The following is a 13,955-nucleotide window of genomic DNA, read 5'->3' on the forward strand; positions in this document are numbered from 1 at the left end:
ACCAAGGCGGCTCTGGCCGTCGAGGACCGGATGTTCCGGGCCCTCGCGGTGCTGCGGGTCGTCGTGCTGGGCTACGCCGTCGTCCTCAACGCCTACCGCAACAACTTCGACCACCCGGTCCTCGGCTGGGTCTGCGTCGCGGTGATGGTGGTCGCGACCGCGGTCGCGACCGTCGTGTACGCCGCCCCCGAGCGTCGCGTCACCGCGGTGCTGCTGGCCGACCTCGCGCTGGCGCTCGCCCTGCTGCTCGCGACCCCGGTGGTCAAGGGACCGTGGTTCCAGGCGACCATCCCGGGCTACTGGATCGTCGGGGCGCTGCTGGCGTGGGCGGTGCGCTACGGCTGGCGGGGCGGCACGATCGCGGCGGTGCTGCTCGGCGCGGTCGACCTGCTGACCCGCTCGCACGTCGCCCAGAAGGACTGGGGCAACGTCTTCCTGATCCTGCTCGGCGGCTCGATGGTCGGCTTCGTCTGTGAGTCGCTGAAGGCGATGGCGGCCGAGCGCGACCTGGCGCAGCGCGAGGCCGCCGCGGCGGCGGAGCGGGTCCGGCTGGCCCGGGCCGTGCACGACGGCGTGCTGCAGGTGCTCGCCCTGGTCCAGCGCCAGGGTGGCGAGCTGGGCCGTGCGGCCGGTGCGCAGGAGCAGGCGCTGCGCACCCTGATCCGCTCCCAGGACGCCCTGACCGCGACCCCGCAGGCGCTGGCCGGGCACGCCGACCTCGCTCGCGCGCTGGGCACGCTCGGCGCCCGGCCCGGCATCGAGGTGGGCCTGCCGGCGGGCGCCGTCGAGCTGCCCGCCCACACCGTCACCGAGCTGGCCGCGGTCGTCCGGGCCTGCCTCGACAACGTCGAACGGCACGTCGGGCCCGACGCCCGTGCCTGGGTGCTCGTCGAGGACCTCGGCGACCAGGTCGAGGTGAGCGTGCGCGACGACGGGCCCGGCATCGCCGCCGGCCGGCTCGAGGCCGCCGAGCAGGAGGGCCGGCTCGGCGTCGTGGAGTCGATCCGCGGTCGGGTCCGCGACCTCGGCGGGACCGCGTCCCTCGACACCGGCTCCTACGGGACCGAGTGGACCTTCGTCGTCCCCCGTGGGCAGGAGCGATCGTGACGATCCACAGCACGCACCCCTTCGCCGACGCCGATCCGGACCCGGCGCGCCGCTTCCGCGGCCGGGTCGGCGGCGCGGTCACGCTGTGGACCGCCGGCGACGAGCACGACCGGGCCGGCCTGACCGTCACCTCGTTGATGGTCGCGCTCGGCCCCGAGCCGTGTGTGCTGGCCCTCCTCGACCCCGACTCCGACCTGCTCGACACGCTCCGCTCGACCGGGCAGGGCGTCGTCCAGCTGCTGACCTGGGCCGACCGCCAGCTGGCCGAGTCGTTCGCCGGTACGGCGCCCGCCCCCGGCGGCCCGTTCCGCCAGGCCCCGTTCGTCGCCGAGTCCCACGGCCCCCGGCTCGCCTCCGCCACCACCTGGGCCGGCGTCCGGCTGGCAGGGGAGCGCGAGGTCGGCTGGTCGGTCGAGGTGAGTGCGGTCCTCGAGCAGGTCGTGGTCGGGGACGAGGACGACCCGCTGCTGCACCGCCGCGGCCGCTTCCTGCGGGTCTCGTGACGGTTGCTGCGCAACCTCCTCGACCTCCGGTGGGTAGGGTTCGCTGACATGACGGACCCGATCCGGGTGATGGTCGTCGACGACCACCCGATGTGGCGCGACGCCGTCGAGCGCGACCTGCAGGCTGCCGGCTTCGACGTGGTCGCCGTGGCGGCCACGGGCGCCGAGGCGATCGCCCGGTTCCACGCGACCCGGCCGCGGGTGGTGGTCCTCGACCTCCAGATCCCCGAGCCGAGCGGCGTCGAGGTCACCGCACAGGTGCTGGCGGCCGAGCCGTCCTCGCGGGTGCTCATCCTGTCCGCCTCCGGCGAGCAGGACGACGTGCTGGCGGCGGTGAAGGCCGGCGCCACCGGCTACCTCCTCAAGTCCGCCTCGCGTGAGGAGCTGCTGACCGCCGTACGCCGGGTCGCGAAGGGCGACACCGTCTTCACGCCCGGCCTGGCAGCGCTGGTGCTCGGCGAGTTCCGGCGGATGAACGAGCCGGCCACGCCGCCGGGGGAGCGGCTGACCGACCGCGAGACCGAGATCCTGCGGATGGTCGCGAAGGGGGTGTCCTACAAGGACATCGCCGAGCGGCTGGTGATCTCGCACCGCACCGTGCAGAACCACGTGCAGAACACCCTGCGCAAGCTGCAGATGCACAACCGGGTCGAGCTCACCCGGTACGTGATCGAGCAGGGCCTCGACGCCGACGACGAGAACTGATCGGCCCGTGGCGGAGCGGCAGCGGGCCCGGCCCCGGCAGGACCGTGCGGTGCAGACGCGCCGGCTCCTGCTCGACACGGCGGTGCGGGTGCTCGACCGCGACGGCCTCGACCGGCTGACCACCTCGGCGGTGATCCGCGAGGCCCACGTCAGCAGCGGGACCTTCTACCGCTACTTCAACGACCGCACCGAGCTCCTCGCCGTGCTCCGCGAGCAGGCGGTGCACGCGATCAGCGACGACCTCATGGTCAGCGTCGTCGACGCGCTCGAGCTCGACCTCGACGCCGCGCTGCGGATGGTCGTGGTCACCCTCGTCGACGGGTTCGAGCGGCACCGTGGGGTGATCACCGCGATGGTCAACCAGACCCCGGCCGGCAACAACGCCAACGTGCTCCCCGAGATCGAGGCCGACCTGCACCGGCTGGCCTCGCTGCTCCCGCGCCGGCACCGTCCCGACCTCGCGCCCGAGCAGCTCGAGGCCGTCGTGTTCATGCTGATGGGCGTCCTGGTCTCCACCTGCCTGCGGATCGCGCTCGCCCGGCCCGAGGGCGTGGCCCGCGAGGACCTCGTGGAGCTCACCGTCGTGATGATCGGCGCCGGGCTGCGATGACTCTGGAAGACTCCGACCGTGGCTGACCTGCTGGAGATCGCCGACGAGCTCTACGCCCTGCCGCTGGGGGACTTCACGCCGACGCGCGACGCCCGGGCCAAGGAGCTCAAGGGCACGCCCCTGGCCGCGCAGGTCAAGGCACTGCGCAAGCCCAGCACCGCGGCGTGGGTCGTCGACCTGCTGGTACGCCGGGAGGCGGCCCAGGTCGACCAGGTGCTCAGCGTCGGGGCGGCGCTGCGCGAGGCCCAGGAGGCGATGTCGGCCGGCGAGCTGCGGGCACTGACCAAGCAACGCCGCCAGGTCACCGCCGCCGTCACCACCCAGGCCCGCCGGATCGCGGCCGAGGAGGGCCTGCGGGTCACCGAGGCCGTCGCCGAGCAGGTCGAGGCCACGCTGACCGCCGCGATGGTCGACGCCGAGTGCGGCCGCGCCGTCCGCAGCGGCCTGCTGGTCAGCACGCTGCGCACCACCGGGCTCGAGCCGATGGACGCCGACGACCTCGCCCGCGCGGTCGCCCTCCCCGAGGCGCTGGGCTTCAGCGCCACCCCGCGCGAGGCCCCGCGCCCCGGCCCGCCCGACCTGCACGTCGTACCGGACCCGGACAAGGCGGCCAAGGCGGTCGCGGCTGCGAAGGATCGGCTGGACGCCGCCGAGGAGGAGTACGCCGCCGCCCGGGCAGCCCACGACGACGCGGCCGGCGAGGTCGAGCGCCTCTCCGCCCGGTCGCTCCAGCTGGAGGCCGAGACCGACGAGCTGCGCCGCCGCCTGGCCGACCTCGAGGAGCAGGCCGAGGCGCTCGAGGAGGAGCTGGCCGAGGCCGAGGAGGTCCGCGACGGCACCGGCGCGGACCTGCGCACCGCCACCGCCGAGCGGGACGCGGCGCATCAGGCGCTGGAGCGGGTCAGGAGTCGCTGAGCTCCCGAACGATCGCCAGCACCCGCCGGTCGATCCACGCCAGGTCGGGGGCAACCCGCATCTCGTAGTTCTCGGTGCCGACCCAGGTGTGGAAGTCGCGGTGCCCGGCGGCCACGGCGAACGCCTCGAGCTCCTCGCGCAGGGCAGCGTCGACGCTCACCCTCTCCTCCTCGGTCGAGGCGGTCAGGTAGAGGTCGTGCAGGTCGAGGAGCCGGACCAGCTCGTCGATCGGTGCCTCGTGGTCGTCGACCCGGAGGTCGACGGCGACGTCGTCGAGGCCGCCGTACCCGGCACCCTCGCGGACCACGAGGATCGCGGCGGACTGCCGTCCCCGGCGGTCGCCGCCGGCGGCGTCGCCGGCAGCCAGTGCGGCGATCAGCCGGTCCTGGAGCGGTGCGTCGGCCGCACCGCCCAGCCAGGCGTCCTCCATCGCGGCCACGACCTCCTCGCCGGCCAGGCAGTTGCCCTGGACGGCGTACCCGTCGCCGGTGCGCCCGCCCGCCCAGGGGATGCACTCGGCGCCCGTGTGGGAGGCGGCGGTGCCGTCGAGGTCGACGATGCCGACCTGGCGGTGCGCCCGGCCCTCGTCCTCCTCGAGCAGCCGCTGCAGCGCGACCGGTGCGGTGGCGCCCTCGTCGAGGTGGGACAGTGCGAGCCCTTTGTAGGCCACGTTGGCGTCGGCCTGGGTCGCGAGCGCGCCGACACCGGCCACGGCGGCCGGCACGGCGGAGCCGACCGCCAGGAACTTGGACGCGACGGCGACGCCCCAGGACTCGCCGTCGGCGGAGCGGGCCACGATCGAGAAGGTCATGGCCAGAGCCTAGATACCGTGCCCGGACCCGACGTACGTTGGGAGCCATGCGCGTCGGAGTGCTGACCGGTGGCGGTGACTGCCCGGGCCTGAACGCCGTGATCCGGGCCGTGGTGCGCAAGGGGGTGAACGAGCACGGGTTCGAGTTCGTCGGCTTCCGTGACGGCTGGCGTGGACCTCTCGAGGGCGCGACGGTGCCACTCGGGATCGAGCAGTGCCGCGGGATCCTGCCGCGCGGCGGCACCATCCTCGGCTCCTCGCGGACCAACCCGTTCGCCATCGACGACGGCGTGCAGCGGATCAAGGACAACCTCGCCGCGGCCGGGGTCGACGCGCTGGTCGCGATCGGGGGCGAGGACACCCTGGGCGTCGCGACGAGGCTGGCCGACCTGGGGGTCGCGGTGGTCGGCGTACCGAAGACGATCGACAACGACCTCTCCGGCACCGACTTCACCTTCGGCTTCGACACCGCGGTCAACATCGCCACCGAGGCGATCGACCGGCTGCACACCACCGCCGAGTCGCACCACCGGGTGCTCGTCGTCGAGGTGATGGGCCGCCACGCCGGCTGGATCGCGCTGCACGCCGGCATCGCCGGGGGAGCGAGCGCGGTGCTGATCCCCGAGGCCCCGTTCGACATCGAGGCCGTGTGCGCACATGTCGAGACCCGGTTCCGCAGCGAGTACTCGCCGATCATCGTCGTCTCCGAGGGCGCGGTCCCGGCCGACGGCACCGGCATGACCCTGGTCAGCGGCGAGAGGGACGCCTTCGGGCATGTCCGCCTCGGCGGCATCGGCGATCGTCTCGCCCAGGAGATCGAGCAGCGCACCGGCAAGGAGGCGCGCGCCGTCGTCCTGGGCCACATCCAGCGCGGCGGCACGCCGTCCGCCTTCGACCGCTGGCTCGCCACCCGGTTCGGGCTGCAGGCGATCGACGCGGTCGCTGACGGTGAGTACGGCGTGATGGTGGCGCTGCGCGGTACGTCGATCGTCCGGGTGCCCCTCGTCGAGGGCACCGGTGAGCTCAAGCTGGTCAGCCCGGCGGAGTACGCCGAGGCACAGGTGTTCTTCGGCTAGTCGGATGCACGCCTGGCGGGCGCCCCGCGCCTTCGACGGTCACCGCTTCCTCGCCGGGGGAGCGACGGTGCTGGTCGAGGGCGACCGGATCGTCGGCGTCGAACCGGCGCACTTCGCGGTGCCGCACGACTGTCCCGTCACGACGTACGACGCAACGCTGATGCCCGGCCTCGTCGATGCCCACGTCCACCTGGTGTCCGACGGCAGTGTCGGCGCGCTCGAACGCGTCGGGGTCCAGGGCGACGACGAGATCGACGCCCAGGTCGCCCGGTCCCTTGCGGCACAGGCCGCCGCCGGTGTCACGACGGTCCGCGACCTCGGCGACCGCGACTACCGCACGCTGCCGTTCCGCGACGCCCCCGGACCGGGGACACCGCGCATCGTCGCCTCCGGGCCGCCGCTGACCACCCCGGGCGGGCACTGCCACTACCTCGGCGGCGCGGCTGCGAGCGACGACGACCTGCGCGCTGCGGTGATCGAGCACGCCGAGCGCGGCGTGAACCTCGTCAAGGTCATGGCCGGTGGTGGCTTCCTCACCCCGGGCAGCGACATGATCGGTGCGCAGTTCGCGGTCGAGGCGCTGCGCCTGGTGGTCGACACCGCCCACGGCCTCGGTCTGCCGGTGCTCTCGCATGCCCACTCGGTGGTCGCGATCGAGGTCGCGCTCGACGCCGGCGTCGACGGCATCGAGCACTTCACGGGCGTCACGGAGAACGGCGCCGTGCTCAGCGACGACCTGCTCGAGCGCACCGCGGCGGCGGGCGTGGCCGTCGACCCGACGATGGGCAACGATCCAGCGGTGCTGGCCATGCTGCCGACACCACCGCCGGCGATCCTCGAGATCATGGCCCGCGTCGGGCTCGACATCGAGGCCTTCTTCGCCCAGCGGTACGTCGACGTCGGCCGGATGCGCGCCCACGGCGTACGGGTGGTGCCGGGTGTCGACGCCGGTGCCGCGCCGACGAAGGCGCACGGCAACGCGTGGCGGGCGGTGCTCGACCTGGCCACGGCCGGCTGGCCCCTGGACGAGGCGCTCGCCGCGGGGACCTCCGGGGCCGCCGACGCCTGCGGTCTCGGTGCGGAGACCGGGGCGCTGCGACCGGGGCTGGCGGCGGACCTGCTCGTGGTGGAGGGCGACCTGGCGGCCGATCCGGCGGCACTGGGACGTCCGCTCGACGTCCTGCTGCGCGGATCCCGGCTCAGCGGCTGAGCGGGGACGCCGCGAGCTCCACGTCGACCACCAGGGCCCGGTGGTCGGAGAGCCGCATCCGGCGCGCCCGGGCGACCGCCGGGAGGGCGGGCTCGGCGAGGACGTGGTCGAGCTGCTCGACCGGCCGGTCGGCCGGGAAGGTCGGCTCCCCGCCCAGGGGGTGCAGGCCGGTCAGCCGAGCCGCGCGCCGGGTGCCCATGTTGAGGTCACCCGTCAGCAGGAGCGGACGTGGGGCGCCGGACAGCGACCGCACCAGCCGCCGCAGCTGGTGTCCGTTCCACCATCGAACGAACGACAGGTGCGTCGTCGCCACCGTCAGCACGCCGCCAGCACCCTCGACGGTGGCGGCCACCGCGACCCGAGGCTCGTCGCGCACCCAGGTCGGCCGCGGCTGCCCGCCGAACCACATCGGGACCGGCGTCGTGACGGCCGGGAGCCGGACCACCTGCCAGCCGGTGACCGGGAGGCGGCTCAGCAGCGCGATGCCGTACGCCGCGTCGTGCGGCTGCTCGTCCCCGGTGGCCGCCGTCCAGGTCGCCCCCGGGCTGCCCGCGAGCGCGGCCACGAACCGGTGGTGGGGTGCGCCCATCGCCTCGGCGGCGAGCGCGGTGAGGTCGGCATGCCCGGAGCGCTGGAGCAGGTGGTCGACCTCCTGCAGGGCGAGCACGTCCGCGTCGAGGTCGCGGATCGCGTCCTGCAGCACGCCCACGTCGACCTCGTGGTCGTGCTGGGTGCGACCGCCCAGGATGTTGAAGGTCACGATCCGCATCCCGCCCGAGGTACCCGCCCGACTGCGCCGTACCCGGCCGGGTACCTCGTGCTCCCCGGAGATGCGCGAGGTGATGACGGGTGGTCGAGGCAGCGGAGGGTGTCGGTCGCTCCGGGCAGCTGCGGGAGGCGCTGAAGCTCGTGGCGGTGCTGCTGAAGGAGACCGGCGTGCCGTTCGCGCTCGCCGGCAGCTACGGCCTGTGGGCCCGGGGAGGCCCGGAGCCCGAGCACGACGTGGACTTCATGATCGCCGAGGAGGACGCCGCCCGCGTCGAGGACGCGCTGGCCGAGAGCGGGCTGGAGGTCGTGCAGCCGCCGGAGGACTGGCTGTTCAAGGTGTTCGTCGAGGAGGCGATGGTCGACGTGATCTTCCGGGTGCGCAACGAGCCGATCGAGCGCTCCCGCTTCGCCGACGCCGACGAGATCGAGGTCGAGTCCGTGCGGATGCCGGTGCAGTCCGCGACCGTGTTGATGACCGACAAGCTCGGGTCCCTGGAGGAGCACGCATGCGACTTCACGGCGGTGCTTCCCGTCGCGCGGGCGGTCCGTGAGCAGGTCGACTGGTCCGCCGTGGCGGCCGGGACGGCCGACAACCCCTTCGCCCGGGCGTTCCTGGGCCTGCTCGAGGCGCTCGGCGTCGCCGTCCCACCGGCCGCCGACATGCCGCAGGAGCCGGCAAATGCTTCCGTTCCTCCACGGCCTGCGCGAAGGTGAGCTACGGAGTACCTCCAACCTCGGGAAGGGACGGCACCCATGACGACGCAGACCACCGGCGCCGCGACGCCAGGACAGCAGGGACAACCGGAGCTGAAGCGGGTCCTCGGCCCCGGCCTGCTGCTGCTGTTCATCGTCGGCGACATCCTCGGTGCGGGCGTGTACGCCGTCACCGGGCGCCTTGCCGGACAGGTCGGCGGGATCGCCTGGCTGCCGTTCCTGGTGGCGTTCGCGATCGCGACGCTGACCGCCTTCTCCTACCTCGAGCTGGTCACGAAGTACCCGCAGGCGGCGGGCGCCGCGCTCTACGCCCACAAGGCGTTCGGCATCCACTTCGTCACCTTCCTGGTGGCCTTCACCGTGGTCTGCTCCGGGATCACCAGCGCCTCGACGTCCTCGGGCCTGCTGGCCTCCAACCTGCTGATCGGGCTCGGCAACGACGCACCGGGCAACGGGCTGGTGCTGACGGTGGCGCTGGCGTTCATGGTGCTGCTCGCGCTGATCAACCTGCGCGGCGTGGGCGAGAGCGTGAAGTTCAACGTCGTGCTCACCCTCGTCGAGATGTCGGCCCTGGCGATCGTGATCGGCATCGGCATCTACGTGATCGGCAAGGGTGACGGCAACCTCGACCGGATCACCGTCTTCGAGAGCCCGGACGACAAGGGCCTTTTCATGGCCGTCACGGTCGCGACCGCGATCGCGTTCTTCTCGATGGTCGGCTTCGAGGACTCGGTCAACATGGTCGAGGAGACCAAGGACCCGGAGCGGATCTTCCCGCGGATGATGCTCACCGGCCTCGGCATCGCGGTCGTCATCTACATGCTCGTCGCGGTCTCCGTCGTGGCGGTGATCCCCACCGACAAGATCGGTGCGCCGACCAACGCCGAGGCGGGCATCCTCATCGACGTCGTCAAGCTCGGTGCCCCGGACCTGCCGATCGACGACTTCTTCCCGTTCATGACGGTGTTCGCGGTGGCCAACACCGCGCTGATCAACATGCTGATGGCCAGCCGGCTGATCTACGGCATGGCCCAGCAGCACGTGCTGCCGCCGGTGCTCGGCAAGGTCCTGCCGGGCCGCCGCTCGCCGTACGTCGCCATCGGCTTCACCACCCTGCTCGCCCTCGGCCTGATCACCTACGTCCGGCTCGGCTCCGAGAGCACCATCGTCGGCTCGCTGTCCGGTACGACCGCGCTGCTGCTCCTCGCGGTCTTCACCATCGTCAACATCGCCTGCCTGGTCCTGCGTCGCGAGCCCCGTCGGCCGCACGCATTCCGGGCGCCGACGGTGGTGCCCGTCCTGGGTGCGATCCTGTGCGCCTACCTGCTCGGACCGTGGGCCCGGCTGGAGGCCGACATGATCCAGTACAAGATCGCCGCGGGCCTGCTCGGCCTCGGTGTCGTGCTCTGGTTGCTGACCCGGCTCTTCTACAAGCCCGAGGGCGGTCACTTCGCCGACATCGAGCACATGGACGTCGATCCGACCGACGACTGAGCGGTGGGTACGATTGGGAGGTGAGCAGCCTTCCGTCCCTCGAGCAGTTGCACGCCATCGGAGCGAAGCAGCAGCCGTCGTACGACGACCCCGCGGCCCTGGCCGCGACCGTCGAGCGACTGCGCACGCTGCCCCCGCTGGTGTTTGCGGGCGAGTGCGACGAGCTGAAGGCCAAGATCGCGGCGGCCAGCCGCGGCGAGGCCTTCCTGCTCCAGGGCGGCGACTGCGCCGAGACCTTCGTCGACGCCACCGCCGACAACACCCGCAACAAGCTGCGGGTGCTGCTGCAGATGGCTGTCGTGCTGACCTACGCCGCGTCGGTGCCGGTCGTCAAGGTCGGGCGCCTCGCGGGCCAGTACGCCAAGCCCCGCTCGTCGGACACCGAGACCCGTGGCGAGGTCACCCTGCCGGCCTACCGCGGCGACGCGGTCAACGGCTTCGAGTTCACCCCCGAGTCGCGCCGTCCCGACCCGCAGCGCCTGCTCGACGTCTACCACGCGTCGGCGTCCACGCTGAACCTCGTGCGCGCCTTCACGACGGGTGGCTACGCCGACCTGCGCCAGGTGCACACCTGGAACTCCGAGTTCGTCCGCAACAGCCCCGTGGGCCAGCACTACGAGGCGATGGCCGCCGAGATCGACCGTGCGCTGACCTTCATGAAGGCCATCGGCGCCGACCCGGAGGAGTTCCACCGGGTCGACTTCTACTCCTCCCACGAGGCGCTCCTGCTCGAGTACGAGCACGCCATGACCCGCATCGACTCGCGCACCGAGAAGCCCTACAACGTCTCGGGCCACATGGTGTGGATCGGCGAGCGCACCCGCCAGCTCGAGGGTGCGCATGTCGAGTACTTCCGCCACATCAGCAACCCGATCGGCTGCAAGCTCGGCCCGACGGCGACCGCCGACGACGCGCTCGCCCTCGCCGCGAAGCTCAACCCGACCAACGAGCCGGGCCGGCTGACCTTCATCACCCGCTTCGGCGCGGGCAAGATCCGCGACGGCCTGCCGGCGCTGGTCGAGAAGGTCACCGCCGAGGGCGTCGACGTGGCCTGGGTGTGCGACGCCATGCACGGCAACACCTTCGAGGCGTCCAACGGCTACAAGACCCGCCGCTTCGAGGACGTCCTCGACGAGGTGCAGGGCTTCTTCGACGTGCACCGCGCGCTCGGTACGGTCCCGGCCGGCATCCTCGTCGAGAACACCGGCGACGACGTCACCGAGATCGTCGGCGGCGGCGAGGAGCTCGACGAGCAGGGCCTGGCCCACCGCTACGAGTCGGTCGTCGACCCGCGCCTCAACCGGGTGCAGTCGCTGGAGCTGGCCTTCCAGGTCGCGGGCATGCTGCGCTCGTGATCGACCTCCGCTCCGACACGGTCACCCGGCCGACGGAGGCGATGCGCGCCGCCATGGCGGCGGCCGAGGTCGGCGACGACGTCTACGGCGAGGACCCGACCGTCCGCGCCCTCGAGGAGCGGGTGGCCGAGCTGTTCGGCCACGAGGCCGCGCTGTGGACGCCGACCGGCTCGCTGGCCAACGTGCTCGCGGTCGCGGCCGTCGTGGCACCCGGCCAGGAGGTGCTCTGTGAGGCACGCGCCCACATCGCGCGGGCCGAGCTCGGCGCCCACGGTGCCGTGTCCGGCCTGACCATGCGCACCTGGTCGCACCCACGAGGCCAGGTCGATCTCGCCGCGCTCGGGGAGCTGTTCGCGCCCGACCTGGGGCCGTACTTCGTGCAGACCGCCGCGCTCTCGGTGGAGAACACCCACAACTTCGCCGGGGGAGCGGTGCTCCCGCTCGCCGACCTGCAGGCGCTGCGGGCGTTCGCCGACGAGCGCGGCGTCGCGGTCCACCTCGACGGCGCCCGGATCTGGAACGCCCACGTCGCGACCGGCACCCCGCTGCGCGACTACGGTCGGGTCGCCGACGTGATGGCGGTCTGCCTGTCCAAGGGCCTCGGTGCACCGGCCGGCTCGCTGCTGCTCGGCAGTGCCGAGCGGACGGCGCAGGCACGGGTACGCCGCAAGCGGCTCGGCGCCGGCATGCGCCAGGTCGGCATCCTCGCGGCCGCCGGCCTGCACGCCCTCGACCACCACGTCGAGCGGCTCGCCGACGACCACGCCCACGCGCGGCTGCTCGCCGAGGCCGTCGGGGCCGACCCGGCCGGCGTCGACACCAACATCGTGGCCTTCGACGTCGCCGACGCCCCGGCGTACGTCGCCCGGGCCCGGGAGGCCGGCGTCCTCGTCGGCGCCGTCGGTGCGCGCACCATCCGGCTGGTCACGCACCTCGACGTGGGCCGCGACGACGTCGAGCTGGCCGCGAAGGTGCTCGCCGGACTGGTCGTCGAGTAGTCCGAGGCTTCGGGCGAGGACGGACGTTACGCGGGAGCGCCGCGGAAGCGGACGTCGCTGATCGCGGTGAAGTCGCGGCCGTTCGGGCCCTTGCCGGGCGCGCTCACCTCGACGAGGTGGAGCACCACCCTCGTGGTCGCCACCGGTCCGACCGGCTGCAGCTGCACGCTCTGCCGGTCGCCGAGCTCCTGGGTGATCCGGGTGCCGTCGTCGAACTCCCACTGCACGGCGCGGATCCGCCGGTTGCCGCGGTACCAGTTGTCGCCGCCGTCGACCTTGGCGTAGCCGTTGACCAGGCCCACCTCGGTGAGCACGATCTCCTTGCCGAGGTCGAAGACGAGCGTCGCGCCCGTCCCGTCGCCGGGCATCCGCCAGGCCGTGCGGGGCTTGCCGTCGAGCATGTTGCCGGCGTCGTAGGTGACCGGGCGGTTCTGCCGGTCGCGTGAGGCGGGCGCGGTGGCGGGGACCTCGGCCTTCGCGGTCCCGGTCAGGTCGCGCAGGTCGGCCGTCGCCGGCGGCTCGACCGGCCCGCCCGTGCCCGTGCTGTCGGGCAGCGGCTCGTCGGATCCGTCTGGGCTCTGCGGCGTGGTCGGGTCGGCGTCGTCGGTGCGCTGCTCCTGGCCCGACCCGTCCGTGGCGTCGCCGTCACCGTCACCACCGGCGCTGACCAGCAGGAAAGCGCCGATCCCGGCGACCAGCGCGAGGACCACGACGCCGAGCAGCCAGGGCAGCCATGGCGTGCCCGAGCGCTCGCGGGGCGCCGGTCCCTGCGCCGGCGGGACGGACGGAGGCGCCGGCACGGCCACCTGGGTCACCGCGGCCGGCGGCGCCGCCGGGGGCGGACCGGACGGTCCGGGGGGCGCGGTCGGGGCGTCGGCGTACAGCGGATAGCGGGCCGCGGGCGGCAGCTGGCCGGTCGGCGGGGGTACGACGGGCGCGCTCGTGGCGGGCGCCGCCTCCGGGTGCCGGCCGGGAACGGGCTGTCCGCAGTTCGTGCAGAACCGGCCGACCCCGAGCTCGTGCCCGCAGCTGGTGCAGTGCGTCGGGGTGGTCATCGCGGGGCTCACCGTACCCCGACGAACTGGTGAGGTGTCAGAACCGGTCATCAGGTGTGCACTCAGCCTGGATCCACCGGTGGCTGGCTACTACGCGCCACCCACCGGTGGATCCAGGCTCAGCCCGCGAGCGCGCGTCGGCAGGCCTCCGCCTCGATGTCCTCCAGGTCGTGCTCGAGCACCTTGCGGGTGCGGTCGTAGCTGAAGCCGCCGAACATCGCCCACATCGCCCGCGAGAGCGCCGAGCGGTGGCTCATCTCGACCGTCGTGGTCATCGCCAGCCTGGTGCCGGTCGCCTCCGGCCCGGACGGGGTGAGGCGGTAGGCGGTGCGGATGATGTCGTTGCCGACCTCCGCCTCGACGACGGTACGGCGCTCCGGCTCGGACTCGACGACCTGGATCTGCTCGGGTCCGTGGTGGCCGAACAGGGTCCGGCGCTCGCGCCAGGTGGTGCCGACGTCGTACCCGCCCTCGGTGAGCACCTCGCTCTCGCTGACGCTGCGCAGCACGTCGGGGGCGTGGGCGACGTCGGTGATGACGTCCCACACCTGCGCCGGCGGGGCGGGGATGGTGCTGTGCACGTGGATGATGTGACCGGCCATGGTGACTCCCGTGGGTTGGGTTCCCCCACTGC

Annotated in this window: 15 protein-coding genes; 11 read left to right on the top strand and 4 right to left on the bottom strand. The window is 73.2% G+C overall.

The window, feature by feature from the left end; translation table 11 throughout:
- Window positions 1-30 precede the first annotated feature (30 nt).
- Genes macS through FBY23_RS11970 form a run of 5 tightly spaced genes read left to right on the top strand, consistent with a single transcriptional unit; the run spans window position 31 to window position 3,840 of the window.
- Window positions 31-1,107: a MacS family sensor histidine kinase gene (gene macS / locus FBY23_RS11950; protein ID WP_222117808.1), complete on the top strand. Its 1,077-nt coding sequence runs from the start codon at window positions 31-33 to the stop codon at window positions 1,105-1,107.
- A complete protein-coding gene (locus FBY23_RS11955) occupies window positions 1,104-1,610 on the top strand; it encodes a flavin reductase (RefSeq protein WP_141798343.1) in 507 nt (168 codons plus the stop codon). Before macS ends, FBY23_RS11955 begins: the two co-directional genes overlap by 4 nt.
- Window positions 1,611-1,658: 48 nt before the next feature.
- The gene (locus tag FBY23_RS11960) at window positions 1,659-2,315 is read left to right on the top strand and encodes a response regulator transcription factor (protein ID WP_222117809.1); all 657 of its coding nucleotides are present in this window, start codon (window positions 1,659-1,661) and stop codon (window positions 2,313-2,315) included.
- A gap of 7 nt (window positions 2,316-2,322) precedes the next feature.
- The gene (locus FBY23_RS11965) at window positions 2,323-2,925 is read left to right on the top strand and encodes a TetR/AcrR family transcriptional regulator (protein ID WP_141798344.1); all 603 of its coding nucleotides are present in this window, start codon (window positions 2,323-2,325) and stop codon (window positions 2,923-2,925) included.
- Window positions 2,926-2,943: 18 nt separating this feature from the next.
- Window positions 2,944-3,840, top strand: coding sequence for a hypothetical protein (locus FBY23_RS11970; RefSeq protein WP_141798345.1), 897 nt, complete (start codon window positions 2,944-2,946; stop codon window positions 3,838-3,840).
- On the opposite strand, the gene FBY23_RS11975 is transcribed toward FBY23_RS11970, so the two are convergent.
- Window positions 3,827-4,651, bottom strand: coding sequence for a DUF1028 domain-containing protein (locus FBY23_RS11975; protein ID WP_141798346.1), 825 nt, complete (start codon window positions 4,649-4,651; stop codon window positions 3,827-3,829). The genes FBY23_RS11970 and FBY23_RS11975 overlap by 14 nt on opposite strands.
- A 47-nt stretch (window positions 4,652-4,698) precedes the next feature.
- On the opposite strand from FBY23_RS11975, the gene FBY23_RS11980 reads away from it, so the two are divergent.
- Window positions 4,699-5,727 carry a 6-phosphofructokinase gene (locus tag FBY23_RS11980; RefSeq protein WP_141798347.1) on the top strand — a complete coding sequence of 343 codons (1,029 nt, stop codon included), beginning with the start codon at window positions 4,699-4,701 and terminating at the stop codon, window positions 5,725-5,727.
- Window positions 5,728-5,731: 4 nt separating this feature from the next.
- On the top strand, window positions 5,732-6,937 hold the full coding sequence (locus FBY23_RS11985; RefSeq protein ID WP_141798348.1) for an amidohydrolase family protein: 1,206 nt from the start codon (window positions 5,732-5,734) through the stop codon (window positions 6,935-6,937).
- Here the strand turns inward: FBY23_RS11985 and FBY23_RS11990 are convergent.
- Complete coding sequence (locus FBY23_RS11990; protein WP_141798349.1) at window positions 6,927-7,706, bottom strand: endonuclease/exonuclease/phosphatase family protein; 780 nt, start codon at window positions 7,704-7,706, stop codon at window positions 6,927-6,929. The genes FBY23_RS11985 and FBY23_RS11990 overlap by 11 nt on opposite strands.
- Window positions 7,707-7,786: 80 nt before the next feature.
- Between FBY23_RS11990 and FBY23_RS11995 the strand changes: the two genes are divergently transcribed.
- Genes FBY23_RS11995 through FBY23_RS12010 form a run of 4 tightly spaced genes read left to right on the top strand, consistent with a single transcriptional unit; the run spans window position 7,787 to window position 12,266 of the window.
- Entirely contained in the window at window positions 7,787-8,419 is a 633-nt protein-coding gene (locus FBY23_RS11995; protein ID WP_186348227.1) for a nucleotidyltransferase domain-containing protein, read from the top strand.
- Between the two features lie 39 nt (window positions 8,420-8,458).
- A complete protein-coding gene (locus FBY23_RS12000) occupies window positions 8,459-9,913 on the top strand; it encodes an APC family permease (protein ID WP_141798350.1) in 1,455 nt (484 codons plus the stop codon).
- A 20-nt stretch (window positions 9,914-9,933) separates the two neighbouring features.
- The gene (locus FBY23_RS12005) at window positions 9,934-11,268 is read left to right on the top strand and encodes a class II 3-deoxy-7-phosphoheptulonate synthase (RefSeq protein ID WP_141798351.1); all 1,335 of its coding nucleotides are present in this window, start codon (window positions 9,934-9,936) and stop codon (window positions 11,266-11,268) included.
- A complete protein-coding gene (locus tag FBY23_RS12010; RefSeq protein ID WP_174245204.1) occupies window positions 11,265-12,266 on the top strand; it encodes a low specificity L-threonine aldolase in 1,002 nt (333 codons plus the stop codon). Before FBY23_RS12005 ends, FBY23_RS12010 begins: the two co-directional genes overlap by 4 nt.
- 26 nt (window positions 12,267-12,292) lie before the next feature.
- Here FBY23_RS12010 and FBY23_RS12015 read toward each other — a convergent pair whose 3' ends face one another.
- Window positions 12,293-13,321, bottom strand: coding sequence for an NADase-type glycan-binding domain-containing protein (locus tag FBY23_RS12015; RefSeq protein ID WP_141798352.1), 1,029 nt, complete (start codon window positions 13,319-13,321; stop codon window positions 12,293-12,295).
- A 119-nt stretch (window positions 13,322-13,440) separates the two neighbouring features.
- The gene (locus tag FBY23_RS12020; RefSeq protein ID WP_160158223.1) at window positions 13,441-13,923 is read right to left on the bottom strand and encodes an SRPBCC family protein; all 483 of its coding nucleotides are present in this window, start codon (window positions 13,921-13,923) and stop codon (window positions 13,441-13,443) included.
- Window positions 13,924-13,955: the final 32 nt, after the last annotated feature.

The sequence above is a fragment of the Nocardioides sp. SLBN-35 genome, from assembly GCF_006715725.1.
Classification (GTDB): domain Bacteria; phylum Actinomycetota; class Actinomycetes; order Propionibacteriales; family Nocardioidaceae; genus Nocardioides.

Excerpts from the sequence above, each read along its gene's own strand:
- FBY23_RS11985 (WP_141798348.1), top strand. The coding sequence starts at position 5,732 with ATGCACGCCTGGCGGGCGCCCCGCGCCTTCGACGGTCACCGCTTCCTC.
- FBY23_RS11975 (WP_141798346.1), bottom strand. The coding sequence starts at position 4,651 with ATGACCTTCTCGATCGTGGCCCGCTCCGCCGACGGCGAGTCCTGGGGC.
- FBY23_RS12015 (WP_141798352.1), bottom strand. The coding sequence starts at position 13,321 with ATGACCACCCCGACGCACTGCACCAGCTGCGGGCACGAGCTCGGGGTC.
- FBY23_RS11990 (WP_141798349.1), bottom strand. The coding sequence starts at position 7,706 with ATGCGGATCGTGACCTTCAACATCCTGGGCGGTCGCACCCAGCACGAC.
- FBY23_RS11960 (WP_222117809.1), top strand. The coding sequence starts at position 1,659 with ATGACGGACCCGATCCGGGTGATGGTCGTCGACGACCACCCGATGTGG.
- FBY23_RS12020 (WP_160158223.1), bottom strand. The coding sequence starts at position 13,923 with ATGGCCGGTCACATCATCCACGTGCACAGCACCATCCCCGCCCCGCCG.
- macS (WP_222117808.1), top strand. The coding sequence starts at position 31 with ATGTTCCGGGCCCTCGCGGTGCTGCGGGTCGTCGTGCTGGGCTACGCC.
- FBY23_RS11980 (WP_141798347.1), top strand. The coding sequence starts at position 4,699 with ATGCGCGTCGGAGTGCTGACCGGTGGCGGTGACTGCCCGGGCCTGAAC.
- FBY23_RS12000 (WP_141798350.1), top strand. The coding sequence starts at position 8,459 with ATGACGACGCAGACCACCGGCGCCGCGACGCCAGGACAGCAGGGACAA.